Raw genomic sequence first — 25,538 nt, 5'->3', positions numbered from 1 at the left:
TCCGCGCCGCGACCACACTAGGATGACGCCGTGACCTTTCACTCCACTGAGCCGGTCCCCCGGTCCGCCCCGGGCACCGGCGCCGGCGTCAAGACGTTCGTCACCGCGGTGCTGCTGACCTTCGGCGTCGGCCTGCTCGGCATGGTCGGCTGGGCCGTGCTCAGCAGCGGCTTCGGCGGCTTCCTCGGACTGGTCGCCGGGGTCTTCGGCGTCGTCTGGTGGCGCAGCATCCACGACAAGACGGTGTTCCCGAAGATGATCCCGACGAAGTCCGTCGTGATCCTCGCGGTGGTCAACGCCGTGCTGGCGCTGGTCCTGATCCTGACGGCGGGCTGAGCTCCGCCAGCAGCCCCGCGGGCAGCTCCGGCGCCGGCCAGTCCGGCTCCGGGCGGAAGTCGGCGCCCGTCCCGTCGAACGGGTAGGCGCCGCGCTCGGCCAGCGCGCCGATCCGCTCGCCTTCGGCACGCAGCCGGTCGAGCTGCTCCGGGGTCAGCCGGCCGGCGTCGATCGCCACCTCGGCCTCGTCCTCGTCGTCCCAGCGCCAGGTGCCGTCCCGGTCGACGACGACGTCGAGCACGCCGTCGACCCGGTCCACCGCGCCCGGGCCGCGGCCGAGCGGCACCTCGAGGTTGACGTACCAGTTCGTGAACCGGCCCGCGGCGTCGAAGAACCACCACACCGACGACCATTCGTCGTCGGCGATCCGGCGCAGCGTGGACGTGCGGTGCCAGAAGTCCGGGACGGCGACGCGCGGGATGCGGAACCGCTGCTCCAGGGGCGCGTCCGCCATGTGCCGGCCGTCGACGAGCCGGCTGCCGACGATCGGCGTGCCCGCCGGGATCCAGCCGAGCAGGACGCGGCCGTCGTCTTCGAGGACGCGCAGCGGGTGGACCTGGCCGATCGAGCCGTCCGGCCGGTGGAACCGTTCGAGCACGGTCTGCCCGGGCCGCCAGCGTCGATCACTCACGCGACCCACTGTACCGGCGGGCGCGCACGCCGAGTAGCAGTGCGATCACGGTCGCCAGCCCGGCGGCGACGAGCACCGGGAGCACGGGCAGGAAGTACGCGGCCACCGCGGCGACGGCCAGGCCCGCGAGGCCGGGCACGCCGGCCCGGGTCCGGACCTCCGCGCCCGCGGCGAGCGCCGGCACCACGGTCGCGACCACGGCGAACGCGGTGAGCAGCGGCTGCAGCGAGTCCGCGTCGGCGGCGGACAGCAGATCGCGCAACGACGTCAGCGACAGCCCGAGCCGGACGGCGCCGAGCTGGTAGAGCGCGGCGAAGGCGGCCAGCACCGCGACCGCGCCGAGCAGCAGGACGCGGAGCCCGGCGTTGTCCCGGCCCGCCGGCCGCAGGAACGGCAGCGTGAGCACGGCCGCGACGAGCACCCCGGCGAAGTCCGGCGGCTGCAAGCCGCCGCCGACGGTCGACACCGGCGGCACGGCCACGCAGAGCGCCACCAGGACCAGGCCGGCCACCAGGAGCACCCCGCCCGCGGCCCGTGCGACGAACGTAGGGATCTCGATCCCGGCGAACCCGGCCCCGGCGACCACCACGACGAACACCGCCGCGGCGAGTTCCCGGTGCGCGGGGAAGACGTACGCGCCGAACGCGATCGCGTAGACCGCGGTCTCGGCCAGGCGCGCGACGGCCACGACGACCCGGTCCACCAGGGCATCACCCGGTTCCGGCACCCGCGCCGTCCCGGCCGCGGCCACCGCCGCGAGCACCAGCCCGGCCAGCAGCCACCAGCCCGCGCCCGCCGCCCCGGCCGCCAGCGCGACCAGCAGCCCACCGCCCAGCCGCACGCCGCCCTCCCTCTCCCTCTGTTCACCCGTGCACCGCTTGTCATTAGCATGGCTCACGATCCCGACCGGGCCGGTGCCCGGTGCCACGTGAACGCGCGAGGAGCCAGAAGTGACCGTGCCCAAGCTCGCCCTGTCCGACAACACCGGGGAGGCACTGGCCAAGACGCGCGCCGACGTGGTCGTCATCGGCACCGTGGCCGGCGAGGACGGGCCCGTGCTCGCCGCGGGCGCTGAGGCCGTGGACGCCGCCTTCGACGGCCGGCTCGCCGGCCTGCTCGCCACGCTCGGCGCGAGCGGCAAGGCCGAAGAGGTCGTCAAGGTGCCGACGCTGGGCAAGCTGTCCGCCGGTGTCGTCCTGGCCGTCGGCCTCGGCAAGGCGAGCGCCGGCGTCACCCCCGAGCAGGTCCGCCGCGCCGCCGGTGCCGCCGGCCGCGCGCTGGCCGGCACCGACCGCGCGTTCGTCACGCTGTCGGCGCTCGACCTGCAGGCCGCCGTCGAGGGCACGATCCTCGGCTCGTACGTCTTCACCGCCTACCGCTCCGAGAAGGGCGACGCGCCGGTCGCGAAGCTCGACTTCGCGAGCCCCGCGGAGGGGACGGCCCGCGACCACAAGGCGACGCTGAAGGCGTCCGCCAGTATCGCCGAAGCCGTGCTGACCGCCCGCGACCTGATCAACACCCCGCCGAACGACCTGTACCCGGCGTCCTTCGCCGAGCGCGCGAAGAAGCTCGCCGAGGACAACGGCCTCGAGTTCGAGGTGCTCGACGAGAAGGCCCTCAAGCGCAAGGGCTTCGGCGGCATCCTCGGCGTCGGCGGCGGCTCCGCGCGCCAGCCGCGGCTCGTCCGCATCGCCTACAAGCCGGCCAAGGCCGTCAAGAAGGTCGCACTGGTCGGCAAGGGCATCACGTTCGACTCGGGCGGCATCTCGCTCAAGCCCGCCGCCAACATGGACCACATGACCTCGGACATGTCCGGCGCCGCCGGCGTGCTCGCGTCGGTCGTCCTGGCCGCGAAGCTCAAGTACCCGCTCGAGGTCGTGGCGCACATCCCGCTGGCGGAGAACCTGCCGTCCGGGACGTCGTACCGCCCGGGTGACGTCCTCACCATGTACGGCGGCAAGACCGTCGAGGTGCTCAACACCGACGCCGAGGGCCGGCTCGTGCTGGTCGACGCCATGGTGCGCGCCGCCGAGGAGAACCCGGACTACCTGATCGAGACCTCGACGCTGACCGGCGCCCAGGTCGTCGCGCTCGGCAACCGCACCGCCGGCGTGATGGGCTCGGAGGACTTCCGCGACCGCGTCGCCGCGATCATGCAGGCCACCGGCGAGAACGGCTGGGCGATGCCGCTGCCCGAGGAGCTGCGCGCCGACCTCGACTCGCGGCTGGCCGACCTGGCCAACGTCACCGGGCACCGCTGGGGCGGCATGCTCGCGGCCGGCATCTTCCTGCGCGAGTTCGTCGCCGACGGCCTCGACTGGGTGCACATCGACATCGCCGGCCCGTCGTTCAACACCGCCGGCCCGTGGGGCTACACCGGCAAGGGCGGCACCGGGGTGCCGGTCCGCTCGATCGCCGCGGTGCTGGCGGACATCGCCGCCAACGGCTGAGTGGATCCGGGCGAGTACCTCGAAGCGGCGGTCAGGGACGTCCTGACCGCCGCCTCGTCCACTGTGGACAACCAGGTCGGCTACGCCGCGCTGCTGCTGGCCACCGCCGGCGCCCTCGGCGAGGCCGACCGGCTGGTCACCCAGTGGCAGGCCAGCACGGAACGGCCGGTGAGCGCGCTCGCGAGCGACCCGATCCGGGCCCGCGCGTGGGAAATGCTCTTCGAGGCCCGGGGCGGTCGTCCGTCGTGGGCCGAAGGCCTGCCGCCACTCGATCCCGACGCCGAAGAGCGCGCGCACACGGCCACCCTGCGCCGCCCGGTCTCCGATCTCGACGGCGTCCTCCCGCCCGGGGCGATCGCCGAAGTGATCAAGCACGTCGCGCCGTCCCGGCCGGACAAAGCCCGGACCGCGCTCGCCGACGGCGACCTCGCCCGCTGGGCCGAGCTGACCGGGCCGCGTCCCGACGTCGCGACGCTGGCCGCGACGCGCGCGCTGGCCCCGGCCCTGGTGGCCGGCGCGGACCCGCTCGGCCTGGGCGACTGGGCCGAGGCGTGCGCGGGCGCGCTGGTCGCGGCGCTGAACGAGCGGTACCCGCCCGACCTCGGCACCTGGCCGGAGCTGATCGCGGCGATCCTGCGCCTGCGCGGCGGGGGCACCACGCCACCACCGGCGTCGGCCGCGGCGATCCGCTCGGCGGAACAGCGCCTCGGCGTGGAACTGCCCGAAGACCACCGCGCGTTCCTGCGCACCTGCGACGGGCTGCCCGCCGACGTCGTCTTCCCGCGCCTGCTCGGCACGGCGGACCTGCGCGCCGAGAACGGCGTGGTGCTGCTGGCCGACCCGGCCGTCCTGCTGCTGTCGGCGTCGCACGTGGTGGAGGTCGACCCGGTACTCGGGACGACCGTGCACCCGTCGTTCCGCTCGGTGCTCGAACGGCATGCCACCCTGTTAGCGTCGGCGCGGTGAACACCCTCACCGTGGAGAAGATCACTCCCGACAACGTCGCGGCCACGTGCCAGCTAGCGGTCGAAGAGCACCAGAAGGACTTCGTCGCGCCGGTCGCCGTCTCGCTGGCCGAGGCCTACACCCGGCCGGAGGTCGCCTGGCCGCGGCTGATCCGCGCCGACGGCGAGCCGGCCGCCTTCGTGATGGGCGCGTTCGACCCGGACGCGGAGCTGGACTTCTTCCGCTGCGGCATCTGGCGGCTCAACGTCGGGGCCGGGGTGCAGGGGCGCGGCTACGGCCGGTTCGCCGTCGAAGCCGTCCTCGACGAAGCCCGCCGGCGCGGCGAGAAGGCCGCGACGGTGCTGTGGCTCCCGGCCGAAGGCGGCCCGGAGGACTTCTACCTGCGGCTGGGCTTCCGCCGCACCGGCCAGACCTTCAACGGCGAGGTCGTCGGCCGCATCGAGCTGTAGGTCTACCGCGGCTCGTCACTAGACCTGACCGCGCTTCTTGCGTTCGGTGTACTCGCGCATCCGCTTCGGGTAGCCGATCCGCGCGACCTCGTAGACCGGGATCGAGCGGCGCTGGCCGAAGTTCTGCGCGGCGTCGAGGCTGCTGATCCGGCGCCGGGTCCACTCGCCGTCGTGAGCGACCAACACCACTGTGGTCTCGGTGACGTTCGTCTTCGGCTCGACGAACGCCTCCACCCCGCGCCGCGAGGCCGCCCACTCTTCGAGGTGCCGGGTGTCCTCGGTGTTGGGCTTTCCGCAGCGTGCCGGCCTTCTGGCCACCCTTGCCGCGCCTGCGCAGCGAGTCGAAGAGCCCCACCGCGACCACCTCTCCTCCGGGTACTTTGCCTGTTCATTATCCCGGACCGCGCGTGTGGTCGGCGTCGCACACCCGGCTAGGTCGCAGCCCCGTCCGGCGTAGTGACAAGATGGAGGTGTCGCGCGCGCGGTTATACCGGGCAGGGGCGACAACAGAGCACCACCCCACTGCTTGCCGAGGAGCTATTGAAGTGACCGACACCTCCGCCGACCTCGTGATCCTGGGAGGCGGATCGGGCGGCTACGCCGCGGCGTTCCGCGCGGCCGAGCTGGGCCTTTCCGTCACGTTGATCGAGAAGGACAAGCTCGGCGGGACCTGCCTCCACCGGGGCTGCATCCCGACCAAGGCACTGCTGCACGCCGCCGAGGTCGCCGACGAAACCCGCGAAGCCGGGTCCGTCGGTGTCAAGGCCGTCTTCGAGGGCATCGACATCGCCGGGGTCAACAAGTACAAGGACGGGATCGTCTCCCGCCTGTACAAGGGCCTGCAGGGCCTGGCCAAGGCGCACAAGGTGAACCTCGTCGAGGGCAGCGGCACGTTCGTCGGCGGCACGACCGTCGAGGTGGACGGCACCCGCTACACCGGCAAGAACGTCATCCTCGCCACCGGTTCGTACTCGCGCACGCTGCCCGGGCTCGAGCTCGGCGGCCGCGTCATCGCCAGCGAGCAGGCCCTCGCCCTGGACTACGTCCCCAAGAAGGTCGTCGTCCTGGGCGGCGGCGTGATCGGTGTCGAGTTCGCCAGCGTCTGGGCCTCCTTCGGCGTGGACGTCACCATCGTCGAGGCGCTGCCCCGGCTGGTCCCGAACGAGGACGAGTTCGCCTCCAAGCAGCTCGAGCGGGCCTTCCGCCGCCGCAAGATCGCCTTCAAGACCGGCGTGCGGTTCACCGGCGCGAAGCAGGACGACAACGGCGTGAGCGTCTCGCTGGAGTCCGGCGAGACCCTCGAAGCCGACCTGCTCCTGGTCGCCGTCGGCCGCGGCCCGAACTCGGCCGGCCACGGTTACGAGGAGGCCGGCGTCAAGATCGAGCGCGGCTTCGTCCTCACCGACGACCGGCTGCGCACCAACCTGCCGAACGTCTACGCCGTCGGCGACATCGTCCCGGGCCTGCAGCTCGCGCACCGCGGCTTCCAGCAGGGCATCTTCGTCGCCGAGGAGATCGCCGGGCTCGCCCCGCGCGAGATCGACGAGAGCGGCATCCCGCGGGTCACCTACTCGCACCCGGAGGTCGCTTCGGTCGGGCTGACCGAGTCGCAGGCCAAGGAGAAGTACGGTTCGGACGTCACCACGTTCACCTACGACCTCGGCGGCAACGGCAAGAGCCAGATCCTCAAGACCTCCGGCGGGGTCAAGCTGGTCAAGGCGCCGGACGGCCCGGTCGTGGGTGTACACATGGTGGGTGACCGCGTCGGCGAGCTCATCGGCGAAGCGCAGCTGATCTACAGCTGGGAGGCTTTCCCCGAGGACGTCGCCCCGCTCATCCACGCCCACCCCACCCAGACCGAGGCCCTCGGTGAAGCGTTCCTTGCCTTGGCCGGCAAGCCGCTGCACGTGCACAGCTGACGTCTCACCAGCAGAATCCAGACCACGCAGAATCTTGAAAGAGGAGTCAGCGAACGATGGCCTACTCCGTCACATTGCCGGAGCTCGGGGAGAGCGTCACCGAAGGCACCGTCACCCGGTGGCTCAAGCAGGAAGGTGACACCGTCGAGGTCGACGAGCCGTTGCTCGAGATCTCGACCGACAAGGTCGACACCGAGGTGCCCTCCCCGGTGGCGGGCACGGTCGTGAAGATCAGTGCCGCCGAAGACGAGACCGTCGAGGTCGGCGCCGAGCTCGCCGTCATCGACGACGGTTCCGGCGGCGCGCCCGAGTCTTCCGCCCCCGCGCAGGAAGAGCAGAAGTCCGAGCCGGAACCCGAGCCCGAGCCCGAGTCCGCCCCTGAGCCGCAGGCCCAGGAAAGCGCACCGGACAGCGCCCCGAGCAAGCCGGACACCGCGCCGGCCGCCGACGGCGAAGGCACCGAGGTGAAGCTGCCCGAGCTGGGCGAGAGCGTCACCGAGGGCACCGTCACGCGCTGGCTGAAGCAGGTCGGCGACTCGGTCGAGGTCGACGAGCCGCTGCTCGAGATCTCCACCGACAAGGTGGACACCGAGGTGCCGTCGCCGGTCGCCGGCACGGTGCTGGAGATCCGTGCGGGCGAGGACGAGACCGTCGAGGTCGCCGGCGTCCTGGCCGTGATCGGTGCCGCGGGTGCCGCGCCGAAGGCGGAGTCGAAGCCGGAGCCGGTCCAGGAGTCCAAGCCCGAACCGAAGCCGGAGCCCAAGCCCGAGCCGAAGCCGGAGCCCGTTCAGGAGTCCAAGCCGGAACCGAAGCCCGAGCCCGCTCCCGCCGCGGCGAAGGAAAGCTCGGCGGACGGCCCGTACGTCACGCCGCTGGTGCGCAAGCTGGCGTCGGAGCACGGCATCGACCTGTCGAGCCTGACCGGCAGCGGTGTCGGTGGCCGGATCCGCAAGCAGGACGTCCTGGCCGCGGCCGAGGAGAAGCAGAAGGCCGCGGCCGCTCCGGCCCCGGCCGCCGCCGCTCCGGCTGCGCAGGCTCCCGCGGCGTCCGCTCCGGCGGCCCCGCGTGCGACGTCCACCGCGGTCTCCCCGGAGGTCCAGGCGCTGCGCGGCACCGTGCAGAAGGCCAGCCGGATCCGGCAGATCACGGCCACCAAGACCCGCGAGTCGCTGCAGATCGCCGCGCAGCTCACGCAGGTCCAGGAAGTGGACGTGACCAAGATCGCCAAGCTGCGTCAGCGGGCGAAGGGTGCCTTCAAGGAGCGCGAGGGCGTCAACCTGACGTTCCTGCCGTTCTTCGCGAAGGCGACCGTCGAGGCGCTGAAGCAGCACGCGAACGTCAACGCGTCCTACAACGAGGACACGAAGGAGATCACCTACCACGGCGCCGTGCACCTGGGCATCGCGGTGGACACCGAGCGCGGCCTGCTCTCGGTCGTGATCCACGACGCCGGTGAGCTGAGCCTGGCCGGTATCGCGCACCGCATCGCCGACCTGGCGGGCCGGGCGCGGGCCAACCAGATCAAGCCCGACGAGCTGTCCGGTGGCACGTTCTCCATCACCAACATCGGCAGCGTCGGCGCCCTGTTCGACACGCCGATCATCGTGCAGCCGCAGTCGGGCATCCTCGGCACCGGCGCGGTCGTCAAGCGCCCGATCGTCGCCACGGACGCCGACGGCAACGACACGATCGCCATCCGCTCGATGGCGTACCTCCCGCTGACCTACGACCACCGCCTGGTGGACGGGGCCGACGCGGGCCGCTTCCTGATGACGATCAAGCAGCGTCTGGAAGAGGGCAACTTCGAGGACGAGCTCGGTCTCTGACTCACGCTCTGACTCACGCCGACGAAGGCCGCCACGGAACTCCCGTGGCGGCCTTCGTCGTTTCCGGCCGCGAGCTTCGAGCGGCGCCGTTGTCCGTGAAGGACTCCTTCCCGGCCATAAGAGCCGGGAAGGAGTCCTTCACGGCTTTCCGGGCCTGGTGCGGCGCGGGACCCGGAGTGCGGGGCGGAGCGAGATGGGCCACGATCGACCCATGCGAGTACTCATCGCCGGAGCGAGCGGCTTGATCGGGTCGGCGCTGGGCGACCGCCTGCGACGCGACGGCCACGACGTCCGCACGCTGGTGCGGCGCGAAACCCGGGCGGCGGGCGAACACCGCTGGGATCCGCCCGCCGGCACCATCACCGACGGTGCCTTCGAGGGTGTCGACGCCGTCGTGAACCTGGGTGGCAAGCCGCTGTTTCCCGGCCGCTGGAGCGCGATGCGCAAGCAGCAGCTGACCGACAGCCGCGTCGAGCCGACCGAGGTGCTCGCCGAAGCCGTCGCCGAACACGGCGTCGGCGTCCTGGTCAACGCGTCCGCCGTGGGGTACTACGGCAACCCCGGACCGTCCACTGTGGACGAGAACTCCCCGCGGGGACAAGGGTTCCTGGCCGAGCTGTGCGCGGAGTGGGAAGCCGCGACGGCGGCGGCGCGCGACGCGCGGGTCGTCCACATCCGGACCGGGCTGGTGCTGTCGGCGAAGGGCGGGCTCTACGGCACGCTGCGGCCGCTCTTCCGGTTCTGCCTGGGCGCGCGTCTCGGCGACGGCCGCCAGTACATGCCGTGGATCGCCCTCGAGGACGAGGTCGGCGCGATCGTCCACGCCCTCACGCACGACGCGCTGTCCGGGCCGGTGAACCTGACCGGGCCCGCGCCGGTGACCAACGCCGAGTTCACCCGCGCGGTCGGCCGCGCGCTGCACCGGCCCGCGCCGTGGTTCGTGCCCGGGTTCGCGCTCAAGGCCGTGCTCGGCCAGGCCGGCGAGGAAATGGCGCTGTTCGGGCAACGCGCGCTCCCGGCCGCGTTGGAGCGCTCCGGTTACGCGTTCCGGCACTCGACGCTGGACAGCGCGCTCGCCGCCGCATGACCGTTCAGATCCGGCGCTGGCTCGTCGTCGGCGTGGCGCTGTCGGCCGCGTTCGTCCTGCTCGGGCTGAGCGTCGCGCGGCAGCCGCTCGCCCTCGACGTCGCCGTGGCCGACGCCCTCCACGACGTCTACGCCCAGCCGCTCGGCCGGGTCGCCCAGGCCGGCAGCGACGTCCTCGGCCCGGTGCTCCCGTTCGTCCTCGGCACGGCCCTGGTGGCGCTGGCGCTGCGGCGGCGCGAACACGTCGGCCTGTGCGTCCGGCTGGCGGTCGTGCTGGTGCTCTGCCGGCTCACCAGCCTCGTGTTCAAGCCGATCTTCCTGCGCGAACGCCCCCGCGACTACCCGGACCTGAGCTACCCGAGCGGGCACGTGACGTCGGTGGCGAGCACCGGGTTCGTCCTGCTCCTGCTGTGCGCGTGGCTGTGGCCGCGGCTGGTGAAGCGGGTCGCGGTGGCCGTCGTCGTGGCCACCGTGCTGATCGCCGCCTGCCGGGTCGTGCTGGGTGTGCACTGGGTCACCGACACGATCGGCGCGGTGCTCGCCGTGACCGGTGTCGGGCTGCTCTCAGCGTGCGCCTTGCGCCTGCTTCCGCCGGGTGACGGGCGTAGCCTCGACGGGTGAGTTCTTCCCGGATTTCCTGCCGCGCCAGCACCGAACCCGTCGACGTCCGCGAGCTCGGCACGATCGACTACGCCGAGGCCTGGGAGCTCCAGCGGAGCGCGCTCACCGCGCGGGCCGACGGCACCGCCGGCGACACGATGCTCCTGCTGCAGCACCCGTCGGTGTACACTGCCGGGAAGCGCACCGAGCCCGCCGACCGGCCCACGGACGGCACCCCGGTGATCGACGTCGACCGCGGCGGCAAGATCACCTGGCACGGCCCCGGCCAGCTGGTCGGCTACCCGATCGTGAAGCTCGCCGACCCGATCGACGTCGTGCACTACGTGCGGCGGCTCGAGGAGGCGCTGATCCACGTGTGCGATCAGCTGGGCGTGCACACCGGCCGCGTCGAAGGCCGCAGCGGCGTCTGGATCCCGGCCGACGAGCGCGGCATCGAGCGCAAGATCGCCGCGATCGGCATCCGCGTCCAGCGCGGCGTGACGATGCACGGCTTCGAGCTGAACTGCGACGCCGACCTGGCCGCGTTCGACACCATCGTGCCGTGCGGCATCCGCGACGCGGGCGTGACGTCGCTGTCCTACGAACTGCAGAAGGACGTCAGCGTGGCCGCGGTCCTGCCGCTGGCGCGCGACGCCGTCCTCGCGGCCCTCGAAGGCGAGCTGCCGGTGAGCGACGACCGCTGGCTCCCCCGCCCCGAGGCCCCGCAGGCCGCGGGCGTCACCTTCGCCCTGCAGAACTGACAAAAGCCGTGAAGGCCTCCTTCCCGGCCATAAGAGCCGGTAAGGAGGCCTTCACGGCTTTGCGGCTCAGTCCAGCTGCGGGGCGACCTCGGCGGCGATGAGGTCGATCTGGTCCAGGTCGGACAGGTCCAGCAGCTGCAGGTAGACGCGGGTGATCCCGGTCTTCTCGCGCCACTGCCCGATCCGGTCGACGACCTCGGCGGGCGAGCCGGCCAGGCCGCTCTCCCGCAGCCCGGCGACGTCGCGCCCGATGGCCGACGCCCGGCGCTCGACTTCGGCGTCGTCGCGGCCGACGCCGATGACCAGCGCCACCGAGCGCAGGATCTCCTTCGGGTCGCGGCCGATCTCCTGCGCCGCCGCCTCGACGTGGGCGAACTGCGCGGCCGCGGACTCCTGGTCGGCGAACGGCAGGTTGAACTCGTCGGCGAACCGCGCGGCCAGCGCCGGGGTGCGCTTCTTGCCCGAGCCGCCGATGATCACCGGCGGCGCCGGTGACTGGGCCGGCTTCGGCAGCGCCGGCGAGTCGGTCAGCGTGTAGTGGCCGCCCGTGAAGGAGTACGTCTTCCCCGCCGGCGTCTTCCACAGCCCGGTGATGATCTCGAGCTGCTCGGCGTAGCGGTCGAAGCGCTCCTTCAGCGGCGGCAGCGTGAGGCCGTACGCCTCGTGCTCGGCGTCGTACCAGCCGGCACCGAAGCCGAACTCCACCCGCCCGCCGGACATCTGGTCGACCTGCGCCACCGAGATGGCCAGCGGCCCGGGGTGGCGGAAGGTCGCCGCGGTGACGAGCGTGCCGAGCCGGATCCGGCTGGTCTCCCGGGCCAGGCCGGCGAGCGTGATCCACGCGTCGGTCGGGCCGGGCAGGCCGTCGGCGTCCCCCATCCTCAGGTAGTGGTCGCTGCGGAAGAAAGCGTCGTAGCCGGCGGCTTCGGTCGCCTTGGCGACGCGCAGCAGGTCGTCGTAGCTGGCCCCTTGCTGGGGCTCGGTGAAGATCCTCAAGTCCACCGCGTCAGCCTATCGACGGAGTGGCCTCTTCGCCGTCGGTGCGCCGCAGCCGGACCAGCATGCGGACGATCACGTCCTCGATCTCGGCGCCGACCTTCTTCGGGTCCGGAGAGCTGGCGATCTCGGTGGCCGCACTCGACAGCGCGCCGAACAGCAGCCGCGCGGTGACCTCGACGGGCACCGGCTCGACCTCGCCCGCGTCGATCAGCGACTGCAGGCCCGTCCGCACCAGCCCGAAGCTGCACCGTTCTTCGGCCTCGCGCCAGCGCTCCCAGCCCATCACGACCGGTGCCTCGTGGATGGCGATCCGCTGGTAGGCGGGGTCGAGGCAGGCGCGGATGAACGCGTTGAGGCCGCCGAGGGCCCGCTCCCAGGGGGTGCCCTCGCCGTTCATGATCTTGTCCAGGCGGTCGTAGACGAGGCTTTCGACCGAGTCGAACGCGGCTTCGAAGAGGGCCTGTTTGCCGCTGAAGTGGTGGTAGAGCGCGCCCTTCGTCACCCGGGCGCGCTTGGCGATCTCGTCGAGCGAGGTCCCCGCGTACCCGCGCTTGGTGATCAGTTCCACCGCGCTGTCGACCAGCGCCGACCGCGTCGACTCGGAGTAGTCGAGTCGCCTGGACCTCATTGTCGCCACCTTCACAACTTTACGCCCGGAGGACCTCTCCATACCCATGGTATGTTCACCGGGTCAGGTCCGTACCGGGAGTATGCCGCAGACCCGCGGTATGACCCCCGCCACGGAAGGGGAGCCACACCATGAGCTGGACCGACTTCTACCGACGTCAGGAAATCCTCGAAGCCACCGTCCGCCAAGCGGGCCGGAACCCGGGCGCGCCGCTACCGCTCGACGAGGTCCCCGGCGCCGAAGACCACTTCGGCTGCGAAGAGAACCTCCTCGCCGCCCTGCAGTACAAGTGGACGCAGGTGCTGGCCGGCCGGCTGCGCACCGAGGTCACCGACCCGGACGACGCCGACGGCTTCGGCGACCACGTCGACGCCGTCACCCGTGCGTGGCGCGCCACCGTCGACGAGCACGAGACGCTGCGCGCGGTGCTCGACGGCGGGCTCGAGCGCCACGCGTCGCTGCGCCGCATGCACGACGGCGAGCTGCGGATGCTCGCCGTCACCTCGGGGCTGGCCGACCCGCGTGAGCCGGCCGACGAGATCGTCCAAGTGGGCCGCACTCTCGAGGCGCTGCTGCGCACGAGCCGCGAGGAACCTGCCCGCCGTCCGATGATGGGACACCTGCGGCGCCTGCTCGCGCCGAGCGCGTAACCACGGTTAAGTAAGCGCATGACTGAGCGCTGGGCCGAAGCCGACATCGCCGACCAGACCGGCCGCACCGCGGTGGTCACCGGCGCGAACTCCGGCCTCGGCCTCCGCACGGCCGAGGTGCTCGCGGGCAAGGGGGCCCGCGTGCTCCTCGCGTGCCGCTCCGCCGAACGCGGCGCGAAGGCCCTGGAGCAGGTGCGCGCGGCCGCCTCGGGCGCCGCACCCGAACTCGTCAAGCTGGACCTGGCCGACCTCGCTTCGGTGCGCGAAGCCGCCGCGTCGGTGCGGGAACGCACCGGCGACCGGCTGGACCTGCTGATCAACAACGCCGGGCTGATGATGACACCGCGCGGCAAGACCGCCGACGGCTTCGAGACCCAGTTCGGCACCAACCACCTCGGGCACGCGGCGCTGACCTGGCTGCTGCTGCCCGCGTTGCGCGGCGGCAGCGGCGCCCGCGTCGTCACGCTTTCGAGTGTCGCCGCGACCGGCGCGCGCATCGACGTCGCCGACCCGAACTTCGAGCACCGCCGCTACAACCCGGGCGCCGCCTACGGCCAGTCGAAACTGGCCAACCAGATCTTCGCGCTCGACCTGAACCGCCGGCTGCGCGCCGCCGGCGACGACGTCCTCAGCGTCGCCGCCCACCCCGGCTACACGTGGACCGGCCTCGGCCAGGGCATGGCCCGCTCCTACCGCAACCCGGTGCTGCGCGCCGTGATCGGCGGCGGCAACCGGCTCGGCGAGATCCTGCTGGCCCAGGGCCCCCGGATGGGCGCGCTCCCGCAGCTGTACGCGGCCACCGCGGACGGCATCGAAGGCGGCGAATACATCGGCCCGCGCGGCGTCGGCGGCCTGCGGGGTCACCCCGTGAAGGTGAACCCGCTGACGCCCGCGCGCAGCGAGGCGCTGGGGGCAGCGTTGTGGGACCTCACCGCGAAGTTGACCGGCGTCACGCCCGACCCCGCGTAGGCGGAACGGCCCACGCGGCGGGCGTACGCTTGATCCCGTGAGTGCTGCGCCTGAAGGCCGGAAGCTGCTGCGTCTCGAAGTCCGCAACAGCGAGACGCCGATCGAGAAGAAGCCGCCGTGGATCAAGACGCGGGTGCGGATGGGGCCGGAGTTCACCGAGCTGAAGGGCTTGGTGCGCCGCGAAGGTCTGCACACCGTGTGTGAAGAAGCGGGCTGTCCCAACATCTACGAGTGCTGGGAAGACCGGGAGGCGACGTTCCTCATCGGCGGAGACCAGTGCACGCGCCGGTGCGATTTCTGTCAGATCGACACGGGTAAGCCCGCCGAGCTGGACCGGACGGAGCCGCGGAAGGTCGCGGAGTCCGTCCAGGCCATGGGCCTGCGCTACTCGACGATCACCGGCGTGGCTCGTGACGACCTGGCCGATGGTGGGGCCTGGCTGTACGCCGAAACAGTGCGTCAGATCCACTCGATGAACCCCGGTACCGGTGTCGAGCTGCTGATCCCGGACTTCAACGCGGACCCGGAGCAGCTGGCCGAGGTCTTCGGGTCGCGTCCGGAGGTGCTGGCGCACAACGTCGAGACGGTGCCGCGGATCTTCAAGCGCATCCGTCCTGGCTTCCGCTACGCGCGTTCCCTGGACGTCATCACGGCCGCGCGCGAAGCGGGTCTGGTGACGAAGTCGAACCTGATCCTCGGCATGGGCGAGACGCCCGACGAGGTCGCTCCGGCGATGCAGGACCTGGTCGACGCCGGGTGCGAGATCCTGACGATCACGCAGTACCTGCGCCCCTCCCCGCGCCACCACCCGGTCGACCGGTGGGTCAAGCCGGAGGAGTTCGTCGAGCACTCGAACGCCGCCGAAGCGATGGGCTTCGCCGGTGTCATGGCCGGTCCGCTCGTGCGCTCGTCGTACCGCGCGGGACGTCTTTACGCCCAGACGAAGGCCCACCGCGGCGAGGTCCTGCCGGATAACCTGCAGCACCTCGCGGTCGAAGGCCCCGCCGCCCAGGAAGCCGCGTCGCTGCTGGCGCGGTGACCGACGCCACACCACCGACCTTAAAGGATCGGTAAAGTGGCGCGCATGGCCCTGGTTTCGGATCTCCTCAGCTGGTTGCAAGGACTCCCGGAACCGGGGCTCGTCGCGGCGACCGGCGGGCTGGTGTTCGCCGAGTGCACGATCGGCCTGGGTTTCCTGGCCCCGGGCGAATCCGGCCTGCTCATCGCCGCGACGACGGCGAACACGGTCGCCCGCTTCCTGGCACTGTGGACGGTCGTCACGCTGTGCGCGACGGCGGGCGACGCCCTCGGCTACGTCATCGGCCGCCGCTTCGGACCCCGGCTGCGCGAGACCAAGCTGATCCGCAAGTACGGCCTCGAAGCCTGGGACAAGGCGACGTCGGTCCTGGAACGCCGGGGCGCGTGGGCGGTGTTCTTCGCGAGGTTCCTGCCGGTGATCCGCACGCTGACGCCGGCCGCGGCGGGGACGTCGGGCCTGCCGTTCCGCCGGTTCCTGCCCGCGGCCGCGGCGGGCGCGTTCTGCTGGTCGCTGGTCCACATCAGCATCGGCGCCGCCCTGGGCGAAGCGGCGAAGCGCATCGAAGGCGCGTTGAACACGGGCGGCTTGATCGTGATCGGCGTGCTGGCGGCGGTCGCGGTGTTCTTCTTGCTGCGCTTGAAGAAGCGCAAAACGCTCGCGGCCGCCGAACCGGAGTCCGAGCGCGTTCCCTGACGCGGAAAGCCCTGAAGGTGCCCCTCACGGCCTTTAACGCCCTGAAGGTGCCCCTCACGGCGCGAGAGCCGGGTCCACGAGGGTGCGGCCGGAGACGCCAGGCCGCACCCTCCCGGCGTCAGCGACGGGCGCGCGTCGCCTTGCCGGTGGCCCAGCCGATCAAGCCGAGCGCCAACAGCGCCCCACCGGCGACGAACGGCCAGGAACCGGTGCCCGGCACGGACGGCGCCGGAACGGGGGTGGCGGCGAGGTCGTAGCCGCCGAGCTTGCCCTGCGCCCGGTACGCCGAACCGGGCAGCTTGTCGCCGTACAACCGGTGCACCAGCTGCTGGTACGCCGGCACCGCGACGCCGTCGCCGACCCGTGAGCGGGCCGGGTCGTTGAGCGGCAGCACGCGGCCGTCGCGGATCCGGTACCAGGCGTTGACCTGCGGCTCGGTGAACACGACGTCCGCGCCCGCCTGCGCCGGGTAGGTCACCTCCTCGGTGCCGGTGGTGAAGTTGGTCGCCGCCCAGCCCGAAGCCTCGGGGGTGAGCCAGACCGTCGCCTGCCGGCCCGTCGACGCCTGCGTCCGCACGGCGAAGTACGCGAACGCCGCCGGCCGCGCGTCCGGCGTCCCGGCGACGAACGCGGGGTCGAGCGAGTAGACGCGCAACGGCTCACCGGTGACGCGCGGCGCCTGCTCCGCGTCGGCCCGCGCGACGCCGGAACGCTGGTCGAGCTGGCCGAAGAACGACGACAGCTTCGCCGTCGTGTCCGCCGAAGCGAGCACCTGCTTGGCCGCCGTGACGTCGGTGCCGGACGGTTCCGAAGCCGAAGCCGTGCCGCCGAAGCCGAGCACCAGGGCGGAGCCGGCGAGGAGGGTGACGAGTCCGCGGTAGAGGTTCATGTCACGCCCCGATCCGGTAGAGGGACTGGGCCCACTGGAACTGCCCGTTGCGGACGTAGCTCGAGTGCGCCATCGCGCTGTAGCGCTGGCTGCTCGGCCACGGGTCGCCGTAGTAGACGAGCCCGCTCGCGTCGTAGCCGTAGATCACCTGGGCGTGGCCGCCGCCGGCCGTCCAGTAGATGCCCGTCTCGACCGGGCGCCGCGCGGTGATCTCGCTCTGCACGGACGCGAAGCTCAGCGCGCTGGTCACGGTGCCGGGCCGCAGCCCGAGCGCCTGGTAGCCGCGCTGCACGTACGTCAGCTCGCCGGCCTGGTTGGGGCACTGCGAACCGGCCGGGTAGCCGCGGGAGTAGTCGCAGAACGTGTTCTGGCTGACGCTCGAGCCGTAGCCCAGGAACCGCGCGATGGTCAGGCCGCTCGCGGCCCAGCACCACTGGTTCTGTTCCTGGACGAGCTGGCTGATGGCCAGGGTGGTGGCGGCCCGCGGGGCGGCCGTCGCGGGCGGGGAGAACAAGCCGGCCAGCGCGACGCACAGCACGCCGATCGCCAGTGATCGTCTGAGGTGCATTCGTTGCTCCTTGTCGGCAACAGGTGGGGACTTCGTGAGCGTCTCCCGTTGCCGCGCCGGGCAGTAATCCCAGCGGGGATAACACCGGCGTTATGCCGCCTATCGGGCGGAGACCAACCGTTCGCCCGGTTCCTCCGGATGCTGGCGGCACCACCGCGCGAAGTGCGGGTTCCGCTGCCGCGACGCCACGTACGCGACCTCGGCGCAGCGGAACACCTCGTCGGTCGCCGGCGTGCGGGCGTCGTCCTCCCGGGTCGCGAACAGCAGCGTGGTCCACAGCGGGTCCCCCGCGAGCGGCAGCGCGAGCAGCCCGGGCGGCGGAGCGGACGCGGCCTGCGCGAGGCACACCGCCCCCTGCGCGATCAGCGTCCCCGCGGTGCCCGCCTCGGACGTGAAGTGCCGCACCCGCGGCGTGAACCCGGCGGCCGCGCAGGCCTGCAGGAACCGCACGCGCACGCAGTTCTCGTGCGGTGGCGGCAGGATCCAGTCGACGCCGGCCAGATCGGCGAGGTCGACGACGCCGCCGCGGATGGCCGGGTGGCCCTGCGCGATCCCGACGAAGATCGGCTCGGTGGCCAGCGTCCGCACGGTCAGCCCGGCGTAGTGGTGCGGCTCGGTGCCGTCGAACCGTTCGAGCAGCGCGACGTCCACCCGGCCGGTCGAGAGCAGCTTCAGCAGGGTCAGCGACGCCGGTTCGGCGTACGTCTGAACGTCGAGCGTCTTCCCCAGCTCTTCGATGAACCGGCCGATGATGAGCAGCGGCACGTACCCGACCTTCAGCGTCTCCGCGACGCCTTCGCCGTGGCTCCGCGCGGTCGCGACGAGGGCCTGCATGTCGGACAGCAGGGCGTCGGCGCGGGCGAGCACGAACCGGCCGAGCTCGGTCGGGCGCACGCCGCTGGGCTCGCGGACGAACAGGTCGCCGCCGAGGATGCGTTCGATGCGCTTGAGCTGGGCGGTGAGGGCAGGCTGGCTGACGCCCAGCACGGTGGCCGCGCGGCTCACACTGCCGCCGTCGGCGACGGCGCGGACGGCCCGGAGATGGCGCAGTTCCAGCTCGGCCACGTCCAGCAGGTTAACGCCGGCTTCACGGCCGGCACGACCTGCGAAAGTCGGGCTTACTACATTCGGCGGTATGAGTTTCGCGGATCTTCCCCGGCCGATCGGCTTCGTCCTCGGTGGTGGCGGCAGTCTCGGCGCGATGCAGGTCGGCATGCTGCGCGCGGTCGCCGAGGCCGGGATCACCCCGGACCTGGCGGTCGGCACGTCGGTCGGCTCGCTCAACGCGGCCGTACTGGCCCTGACCCGCGACGACCCGATCGAGCGGCTGCGCGGCATCTGGGCGCACATGACGCGGGACGAGGCGTTCCCCGGCGGCGTGTTCAGCCGCGTCCGGACGCTGACGCAGAGCAAGACGCACCTGTTCACCAACCGCGGCCTGACGAAGATCATCGACGAGCATGTCGGCGCCGGCCGCCGGTTCGAGGACCTGGCGCTGCCGCTCGGCGTCGTCACCACGCAGGTCGACACGGCCGAGCCGCTGCTGATCCGGTCCGGCCCCCTGCTGACGCCGCTGCTGGCTAGCTGCGCGATCCCGGGGATCTTCCCGCCGGTGTCCTTCGAAGGCCGGTTGCTCTACGACGGCGGGCTCGTCGCGAACGTCCCGATGCGGCAGGCGCTGGCGATGGGCGCGCAGTCGCTGGTGGTGTTCGACTGCGCGTTCCCCGGGAAGCTGCCGAGCGCGCCGCGGACGTTCGCCGAGGTGATGATGTTCACCGCGATGATCAGCATGCGGAACCAGGCCGTGCTGGAGGCGCCGCTCGCGGCGTCCCGGGTACCGGTGGTGTACCTCCCCGGGCCGGCACCCGCACGGGTGAACCCGCTGGACTTCGGTCACACGGACGCGCTGGCCACCGAGGCGTACGACGCGGCGCGGGAGTTCCTCGACGGGATTTCGGTGTCCGGTGCGGGGCTTTACGGCGCCCCTGGTCTGGTCGTCACGTGATCCACGTCACGACGATGCACCGATCCGGTCGGAAGGACGTCATCGCTATCGCGTAGTTTTGATGGTAATGCCCGCCGATCCCAATTTCCCAAAAAGAGACAATATGCTCCCCAAGAAGACTTTACTTTCGGTGGCCGGGATTCTCGCCGGAGCACTGCTGCTTTCCGCTTGCTCGTCCGGTGACGACGGTGGTTCGCCCACCGGCGGGGCGCCGACGTCCGGATCCGAGGCGCCATCCGCGACCCCGGTGGCGGTGACGTTCGAGCCGGCGGGCGGCGCCAACGTGAACCCGTCGACCCCCGTCGTCGTCAAGGCGGCCAACGGGAAGCTCATCGACGTCACGGTGACCAACACGGCGAAGGGGAAGCCGGTGGCCGGCAAGCTGGCGACGGACTCCCTCAGCTGGACGTCCAGCGAACCGCTCGGCTACGGCGCGACGTACAAGATCGTCGCGCACGCCCAGGGCACCGACGGGAAGCCGATCGAGCAGGACAACCAGATCAGCACGATCGCCCCGAAGAAGCAGGCCAACGCCAACCTGATCCCGGCACCGTCCGCGGTGGCGAGCACGGGTGTCGGTGTGGGGCAGCCGATCGTCTTCAGCTTCGGCAAGATCGCCGTCAAGAACAAGGCGGACGTCGAGAAGGCCCTCACGGTGGAGTCGACGCCGAAGCAGGAGGGCAGCTGGTACTGGATCGACGATTCGAACGTCCACTACCGGCCGAAGGAGTACTGGAAGGCCGGCACCACACTGAAGGTCACGGCGAAGATCTACGGCGTCGATTTCGGAAACGGCGTCTTCGGTGCCGAGGATCGTACGGAGACGTACAAGGTGCACGATTCCTGGATCGCGAAGGCGGACGGGAACACCGAGCAGATGCAGATCTTCCACAACGGCGCCATGGTGAAGGCCATGCCCATCTCGATGGGCAAGGACGCGACGCCGACGCATTTGGGCGCGCACATCATTTCGGACAAGCAGGCCAACTACACGATGGACTCGTGCACGTACGGCGTCTGCCCGCCCGACCCGAAGGCGTACCGCTCCAACGAGAAGTTCTCACAGCGCATTTCGAACGACGGCGAGTTCGTCCACGAGAACCCGAACAGCGTGGGCCAGCAGGGAAGCTCGAACGTCTCCCACGGCTGCATCAACCTGAACGCGGCGAACGCCCAGTGGTTCTTCCAGAACCTGGGCCTGGGCGACGTAGTAGAGGTAACCAACTCGGGCGGCCCCCAGCTCCCAGTCTGGGACCTGTACGGCGACTGGTCCAAGTCCTGGGCCGACTGGCAAGCCGGCTCAGCGGTGAAGTAACTGCGGTTGTCTGGTCAGGGGCCGGGAGCTTTCGCTCCCGGCCCCTTTCTTTGTGCCCAGTTCGCAAGTCATGCCCCAAGAGCTACGGCGCTGATCACGCAGGGTCCCACTCAGTCCCCATCCGGCCCAAGTCCGGTAACCCAGGCCGCTGCGGCCTCCACCCGCGACAAGTCTTGTGAGCCAGCAGTCGTAGCCCCCATCCGCGACGAGTCCGTAAGCCAGCAGCCGTAGCCCGAGCCAGGCTCTATCGTCGGCCAGCCCGATGAGCCAGCTGCTGCAACCCGAGTCAGGTCCTGTCCTCGGCCAGCCCGGTGAGCCAGCTGCCGCACTCAGGTCAGGCACAATGCCGCGGCGAGTCCAGGGAGCCAGCCGCTGTAGCCCGAGTTGGGCCCTATTCACGGCCAGTCCAGGTGAGCCAGTCGCTACAGCCGAGCAGCAGCCAGGGATCCCACCGCCGGCGCAAGACCCTATCGGCCGGCCACTCGGCGATCCGCCACCGCAGCGGGACTCAGTCGCCCAATCACCCGTCGATCCGTCGTCAGCGCGGAACCCAGCCAGCCAGCCAGCCGGACGATGCTCCCGGCCGCCACGTACCCAGGGATGGCAGCCGTTGTAGCCGTCTCGACACCTACACAGGCCGCAAGCGTAGCCGATAGGGCATCGACAGCGTGCGGGGAGACTTCAGCCGTGACTGGCGGGGTATCTCACGTGATCCGCGGGGCATCTCTCGTGACTGGGTGGGCATCACCGGTGATCCGGCGGGCATCACTCGATCGTGAGGGCGTGAGACCGGGCGCCGGGCGCCGGGGTGATCGGAGCCGCAGCTCGCGTGATCCCGCACGGATCTCGCGTGACTGTGGCCGGATCTCGCGTGATCCCGGGCGGACTCACGTGAGCCGGCCGGGATCCACGTGACTCCGGACGGATCTCGCGTGATTGAGGCCGGAACTCGCGCACCGCGCGAGGGCAGCTCGCGCGCCCGAAGAGCCGGCTCACGTACCCGAACAGTCAGCTCACGTACCCAGCCGGTCGGTTCGCGTACTCGGACAGTCGGCTCACGTCCCGAACGGTCGGCTCGCGTACTTCGACGGTCGGCTTGCGTACCTAGACAGTCGGTTCGCGTACCCGGACGGTCTGCTCGCGTGATTGAGGCGCCGGCACCCGTGATCAGAAGGTCGACACCAGTGATTCACGGGTCACCACGCGAGCAGAGCGCCGGCCCGCGTGATTGAAGGGTCAACTCGCGTGACTGGAAAGCCGACTCCCGTGATCAGACAACCAACACGTGCTTCAGAAGCCGGCACGTGTGACGGGGAGGGTCGACACGGTTGGAGGTCGACCGGGTCCCGCGGTGCCGGCAGCGCTGGTTTTGGGCATAAAAAGAGGGCCTGGCCCGGGAGAACCGTGGTTCTCGACCGGGCCAGGCCCCTCTTCAACGAAATGTTCGGCGGTGTCCTACTCTCCCACAACCCTTCGGTTGCAGTACCATCGGCGCTGTCAAGCTTAGCTTCCGGGTTCGGAATGGGACCGGGCGTTTCCCTGACGCTAAAACCACCGAAACACTATCAAACACCCACACCCCCAAAAAGAGGGTCGTGTGGTGTTTCAGAACCGTAGAGTGGATGCGTAACACCTTCGTAGACAAGTCCTCGGCCTATTAGTACCAGTCAACTCGACAACACATTACTGTGCTTCCATATCTGGCCTATCAACCCAATGGTCTATTGGGGGCCTTAACCCACAAAGGGTGGGATACCTCATCTTGGAACAGGCTTCCCGCTTAGATGCCTTCAGCGGTTATCCCTTCCGAACGTGGCCAACCAGCCATGCCCCTGGCGGGACAACTGGCACACCAGAGGTTCGTCCGTCCCGGTCCTCTCGTACTAGGGACAGCCTTCCTCAAGTATCCTACGCGCGCGGCGGATAGGGACCGAACTGTCTCACGACGTTCTAAACCCAGCTCGCGTGCCGCTTTAATGGGCGAACAGCCCAACCCTTGGGACCTACTCCGGCCCCAGGATGCGACGAGCCGACATCGAGGTGCCAAACCATGCCGTCGATATGGACTCTTGGGCAAGATCAGCCTGTTATCCCCGGGGTACCTTTTATCCGTTGAGCGACACCCCTTCCACCAGGTGGTGCCGGATCACTAGTCCCGACTTTCGTCCCTGCTCGACATGTCTGTCTCACAGTCAAGCTCCCTTGTGCACTTGCACTCAACACCTGATTGCCAACCAGGCTGAGGGAACCTTTGGGCGCCTCCGTTACTCTTTAGGAGGCAACCGCCCCAGTTAAACTACCCATCAGGCACTGTCCCTGAACCAGATCATGGCCCGAGGTTCAGATTCCCAATTCGACCAGAGTGGTATTTCAACAATGACTCCACAGTAACTAGCGTCACCGCTTCACAGTCTCCCACCTATCCTACACAAGCCGAACCGAAAACCAATACCAAACTATAGTAAAGGTCCCGGGGTCTTTCCGTCCTGCCGCGCGTAACGAGCATCTTTACTCGTAGTGCAATTTCGCCGGGCCTGTGGTTGAGACAGCCGGAAAGTCGTTACGCCATTCGTGCAGGTCGGAACTTACCCGACAAGGAATTTCGCTACCTTAGGATGGTTATAGTTACCACCGCCGTTTACTGGCGCTTAAATTCTCAGCTTCACCCCCGAAGGGATTAACCGGTCCTCTTAACGTTCCAGCACCGGGCAGGCGTCAGTCCATATACATCGTCTTGCGACTTCGCATGGACCTGTGTTTTTAGTAAACAGTCGCTTTCCGCTGGTCTCTGCGGCCACCCACCCCTAGCTCGCGAAGAGCTTCAGGATGTTTGGCCCCCCTTCTCCCGAAGTTACGGGGGCATTTTGCCGAGTTCCTTAACCACAGTTCACCCGATCGCCTTAGTATTCTCTACCTGACCACCTGTGTTGGTTTGGGGTACGGGCCGTGCATGCACTCACTAGAGGCTTTTCTCGGCAGCATAGGATCACTCTACTTCGCCTCAAACGGCTACGCATCACGTCTCAGAGTATATAAAGCACGGATTTGCCTATGCTTTCTCCTACACGCTTACACCAGGACAACCATCGCCTGGCGGAGCTACCTTCCTGCGTCACCCCATCGCTTGACTACTACGAAATCAGGTCCCACGCTCCACACACACCCCTCCATCCGAAGACTTCAGGATATGGCTTTGGGTGGTTAGTATCAAACGCCTCGTCATGGGCGCACATGCTCGGGTACGGGAATATCAACCCGTTGTCCATCGACTACGCCTGTCGGCCTCGCCTTAGGTCCCGACTTACCCTGGGCGGATTAGCCTGGCCCAGGAACCCTTGGTCATCCGGCGGCAGAGTTTCTCACTCTGCATTCGCTACTCATGCCTGCATTCTCACTCCCACACCCTCCACCGCTAGCTTCCGCCACGGCTTCCCTGGGTGCAGGACGCTCCCCTACCCATCAACACGACTACACACAAACCTCAAGGGCTCGCATGGATCTATTGTGTCAATGACACAGCTTCGGCGGTGTGCTTAAGCCCCGCTACATTGTCGGCGCAGGACCACTTGACCAGTGAGCTATTACGCACTCTTTCAAGGGTGGCTGCTTCTAAGCCAACCTCCTGGTTGTCTGGGCAATCCCACATCCTTTCCCACTGAGCACACACTTAGGGGCCTTAGCTGGTGTTCTGGGCTGTTTCCCTCTCGACGACGAAGCTTATCCCCCGCCGTCTCACTGCCGCACTCTCACACCACGGTATTCGGAGTTTGGTTGATTTCGGTAACCCGGTAAGGCCCCTAGACCATCCAGTAGCTCTACCCCCGTGGTGAAACATACGACGCTGCACCTAAATGCATTTCGGGGAGAACCAGCTATCACGGAGTTTGATTGGCCTTTCACCCCTACCCACAGCTCATCCCCTCAGTTTTCAACCTAAGTGGGTTCGGGCCTCCACGACGTCTTACCGTCGCTTCACCCTGGCCATGGGTAGATCACTCCGCTTCGGGTCTAGACCACGCGACTATATTCGCCCTATTCAGACTCGCTTTCGCTACGGCTACCCCACACGGGTTAACCTCGCCACGCAGCACTAACTCGCAGGCTCATTCTTCAAAAGGCACGCCATCACCATTACAGCTCTGACGGCTTGTAGGCACACGGTTTCAGGTACTCTTTCACTCCCCTCCCGGGGTACTTTTCATCTTTCCCTCACGGTACTAGTCCGCTATCGGTCTTCAGGAAGTATTTAGGCTTACCGGGTGGTCCCGGCAGATTCACAGCAAATTCCACGAGCTCGCTGCTACTCGGGAACACCACCAAGAACAACAACACAAGTTTTCGCGTACGGGGCTCTCACCCACTCCGGCCGCCCATCCCAAGGCGTTCCACTAACCCATGCGTCAATTCCGAAGAAATGTCAGTTCCTTCAAGGCGGGTCCCACAACACCGACTACACAACCCCTGACAGGTATCACATGCAATCGGTTTAGCCTCTTCCGCTTTCGCTCGCCACTACTCACGGAATCACGGTTGTTTTCTCTTCCTACGGGTACTGAGATGTTTCACTTCCCCGCGTTCCCTCCACACACCCTATATATTCAGGTGCGGGTAACACCACATCACTGGTGCTGGGTTTCCCCATTCGGAAATCCTCGGATCACAGCTCGGTTGACAGCTCCCCGAGGCTTATCGCAGCCTCCTACGTCCTTCATCGGCTCCTGAAGCCAAGACATCCACCATGTGCCCTTAACAACTTGAC

General features: G+C 69.3%; 22 protein-coding genes, 2 rRNA genes and 1 pseudogene (1 of these 25 cut by a window edge). 15 read left to right on the top strand and 10 right to left on the bottom strand.

Annotated features, from left to right (window positions below):
* Positions 1-30: 30 nt before the first annotated feature.
* A complete protein-coding gene (locus tag MUY22_RS23860) occupies positions 31-336 on the top strand; it encodes a hypothetical protein (protein WP_247062683.1) in 306 nt (101 codons plus the stop codon).
* Here the strand turns inward: MUY22_RS23860 and MUY22_RS23855 are convergent.
* The gene (locus MUY22_RS23855; protein ID WP_247062681.1) at positions 293-967 is read right to left on the bottom strand and encodes a DUF402 domain-containing protein; all 675 of its coding nucleotides are present in this window, start codon (positions 965-967) and stop codon (positions 293-295) included. The genes MUY22_RS23860 and MUY22_RS23855 overlap by 44 nt on opposite strands.
* The gene (locus MUY22_RS23850) at positions 960-1,808 is read right to left on the bottom strand and encodes a hypothetical protein (protein ID WP_247062679.1); all 849 of its coding nucleotides are present in this window, start codon (positions 1,806-1,808) and stop codon (positions 960-962) included. The genes MUY22_RS23855 and MUY22_RS23850 overlap by 8 nt, the downstream gene beginning before the upstream one ends.
* Before the next feature lie 109 nt (positions 1,809-1,917).
* Between MUY22_RS23850 and MUY22_RS23845 the strand changes: the two genes are divergently transcribed.
* Genes MUY22_RS23845 through MUY22_RS23835 form a run of 3 tightly spaced genes read left to right on the top strand, consistent with a single transcriptional unit; the run spans position 1,918 to position 4,832 of the window.
* Positions 1,918-3,417: a leucyl aminopeptidase gene (locus MUY22_RS23845; protein ID WP_247062677.1), complete on the top strand. Its 1,500-nt coding sequence runs from the start codon at positions 1,918-1,920 to the stop codon at positions 3,415-3,417.
* Complete coding sequence (locus tag MUY22_RS23840) at positions 3,418-4,383, top strand: SMI1/KNR4 family protein (protein WP_247062675.1); 966 nt, start codon at positions 3,418-3,420, stop codon at positions 4,381-4,383.
* Positions 4,380-4,832 carry a GNAT family N-acetyltransferase gene (locus tag MUY22_RS23835; protein WP_247062674.1) on the top strand — a complete coding sequence of 151 codons (453 nt, stop codon included), beginning with the start codon at positions 4,380-4,382 and terminating at the stop codon, positions 4,830-4,832. The genes MUY22_RS23840 and MUY22_RS23835 overlap by 4 nt, the downstream gene beginning before the upstream one ends.
* Before the next feature lie 18 nt (positions 4,833-4,850).
* Here the strand turns inward: MUY22_RS23835 and MUY22_RS23830 are convergent.
* A pseudogene (locus tag MUY22_RS23830) lies at positions 4,851-5,196 on the bottom strand (oxidoreductase).
* Positions 5,197-5,377: 181 nt separating this feature from the next.
* Here MUY22_RS23830 and lpdA point away from each other — a divergent pair.
* From lpdA to lipB, 5 genes are all read left to right on the top strand, one after another.
* Positions 5,378-6,751, top strand: coding sequence for a dihydrolipoyl dehydrogenase (lpdA, locus tag MUY22_RS23825; protein ID WP_247062673.1), 1,374 nt, complete (start codon positions 5,378-5,380; stop codon positions 6,749-6,751).
* A 56-nt stretch (positions 6,752-6,807) separates the two neighbouring features.
* Positions 6,808-8,577: a 2-oxoglutarate dehydrogenase, E2 component, dihydrolipoamide succinyltransferase gene (gene sucB / locus MUY22_RS23820; protein ID WP_247062672.1), complete on the top strand. Its 1,770-nt coding sequence runs from the start codon at positions 6,808-6,810 to the stop codon at positions 8,575-8,577.
* A 211-nt stretch (positions 8,578-8,788) separates the two neighbouring features.
* Positions 8,789-9,664: a TIGR01777 family oxidoreductase gene (locus MUY22_RS23815; RefSeq protein WP_247062671.1), complete on the top strand. Its 876-nt coding sequence runs from the start codon at positions 8,789-8,791 to the stop codon at positions 9,662-9,664.
* Positions 9,661-10,284, top strand: a complete 624-nt coding sequence (locus tag MUY22_RS23810) for a phosphatase PAP2 family protein (protein ID WP_247062670.1) — start codon at positions 9,661-9,663, stop codon at positions 10,282-10,284. The genes MUY22_RS23815 and MUY22_RS23810 overlap by 4 nt, the downstream gene beginning before the upstream one ends.
* Entirely contained in the window at positions 10,281-11,024 is a 744-nt protein-coding gene (lipB, locus tag MUY22_RS23805) for a lipoyl(octanoyl) transferase LipB (RefSeq protein WP_247062669.1), read from the top strand. Before MUY22_RS23810 ends, lipB begins: the two co-directional genes overlap by 4 nt.
* Before the next feature lie 66 nt (positions 11,025-11,090).
* Here lipB and MUY22_RS23800 read toward each other — a convergent pair whose 3' ends face one another.
* A complete protein-coding gene (locus MUY22_RS23800; protein ID WP_247062668.1) occupies positions 11,091-12,026 on the bottom strand; it encodes an LLM class F420-dependent oxidoreductase in 936 nt (311 codons plus the stop codon).
* Positions 12,027-12,030: 4 nt separating this feature from the next.
* On the bottom strand, positions 12,031-12,651 hold the full coding sequence (locus MUY22_RS23795; protein WP_247062666.1) for a TetR/AcrR family transcriptional regulator: 621 nt from the start codon (positions 12,649-12,651) through the stop codon (positions 12,031-12,033).
* Positions 12,652-12,782: 131 nt separating this feature from the next.
* Here MUY22_RS23795 and MUY22_RS23790 point away from each other — a divergent pair, with 131 nt between their 5' ends.
* From MUY22_RS23790 to MUY22_RS23775, 4 genes are read left to right on the top strand one after another with little or no spacing between them, the layout of a single operon-like run.
* A complete protein-coding gene (locus tag MUY22_RS23790) occupies positions 12,783-13,301 on the top strand; it encodes a hypothetical protein (protein WP_247062664.1) in 519 nt (172 codons plus the stop codon).
* Between the two features lie 18 nt (positions 13,302-13,319).
* Positions 13,320-14,270, top strand: a complete 951-nt coding sequence (locus MUY22_RS23785; protein WP_247062662.1) for an oxidoreductase — start codon at positions 13,320-13,322, stop codon at positions 14,268-14,270.
* Positions 14,271-14,307: 37 nt separating this feature from the next.
* Positions 14,308-15,309, top strand: coding sequence for a lipoyl synthase (gene lipA, locus MUY22_RS23780; RefSeq protein WP_247062660.1), 1,002 nt, complete (start codon positions 14,308-14,310; stop codon positions 15,307-15,309).
* Between the two features lie 45 nt (positions 15,310-15,354).
* Positions 15,355-16,002 (top strand): DedA family protein, encoded by a 648-nt coding sequence (locus MUY22_RS23775; RefSeq protein WP_247062643.1) that lies wholly within the window; start codon positions 15,355-15,357, stop codon positions 16,000-16,002.
* A 118-nt stretch (positions 16,003-16,120) separates the two neighbouring features.
* Here the strand turns inward: MUY22_RS23775 and MUY22_RS23770 are convergent, their stop codons facing one another.
* From MUY22_RS23770 to MUY22_RS23760, 3 genes are all read right to left on the bottom strand, one after another.
* The gene (locus MUY22_RS23770; RefSeq protein WP_247062641.1) at positions 16,121-16,891 is read right to left on the bottom strand and encodes a hypothetical protein; all 771 of its coding nucleotides are present in this window, start codon (positions 16,889-16,891) and stop codon (positions 16,121-16,123) included.
* A 1-nt stretch (position 16,892) separates the two neighbouring features.
* A complete protein-coding gene (locus MUY22_RS23765) occupies positions 16,893-17,459 on the bottom strand; it encodes a papain-like cysteine protease family protein (protein ID WP_247062639.1) in 567 nt (188 codons plus the stop codon).
* Between the two features lie 99 nt (positions 17,460-17,558).
* A complete protein-coding gene (locus tag MUY22_RS23760) occupies positions 17,559-18,524 on the bottom strand; it encodes a LysR family transcriptional regulator (protein ID WP_247062638.1) in 966 nt (321 codons plus the stop codon).
* Positions 18,525-18,594: 70 nt separating this feature from the next.
* Between MUY22_RS23760 and MUY22_RS23755 the strand changes: the two genes are divergently transcribed.
* Together MUY22_RS23755 and MUY22_RS23750 are read left to right on the top strand one after the other, a co-directional pair.
* A complete protein-coding gene (locus MUY22_RS23755; RefSeq protein WP_247062637.1) occupies positions 18,595-19,464 on the top strand; it encodes a patatin-like phospholipase family protein in 870 nt (289 codons plus the stop codon).
* A 103-nt stretch (positions 19,465-19,567) separates the two neighbouring features.
* On the top strand, positions 19,568-20,779 hold the full coding sequence (locus MUY22_RS23750; protein WP_247062634.1) for an Ig-like domain-containing protein: 1,212 nt from the start codon (positions 19,568-19,570) through the stop codon (positions 20,777-20,779).
* 1,442 nt (positions 20,780-22,221) lie between these two features.
* On the opposite strand, the gene rrf is transcribed toward MUY22_RS23750, so the two are convergent.
* A 5S ribosomal RNA gene (rrf, locus tag MUY22_RS23745) occupies positions 22,222-22,338 on the bottom strand.
* A gap of 78 nt (positions 22,339-22,416) precedes the next feature.
* Positions 22,417-25,538, bottom strand: a 23S ribosomal RNA gene (locus MUY22_RS23740); it runs 1 nt beyond the window's last position.

The organism is Amycolatopsis sp. WQ 127309, from assembly GCF_023023025.1.
Lineage (GTDB): Bacteria > Actinomycetota > Actinomycetes > Mycobacteriales > Pseudonocardiaceae > Amycolatopsis.
Note: the sequence above shows the minus strand (reverse complement) of the source record. Positions and strands in the feature narration are given on the sequence as shown.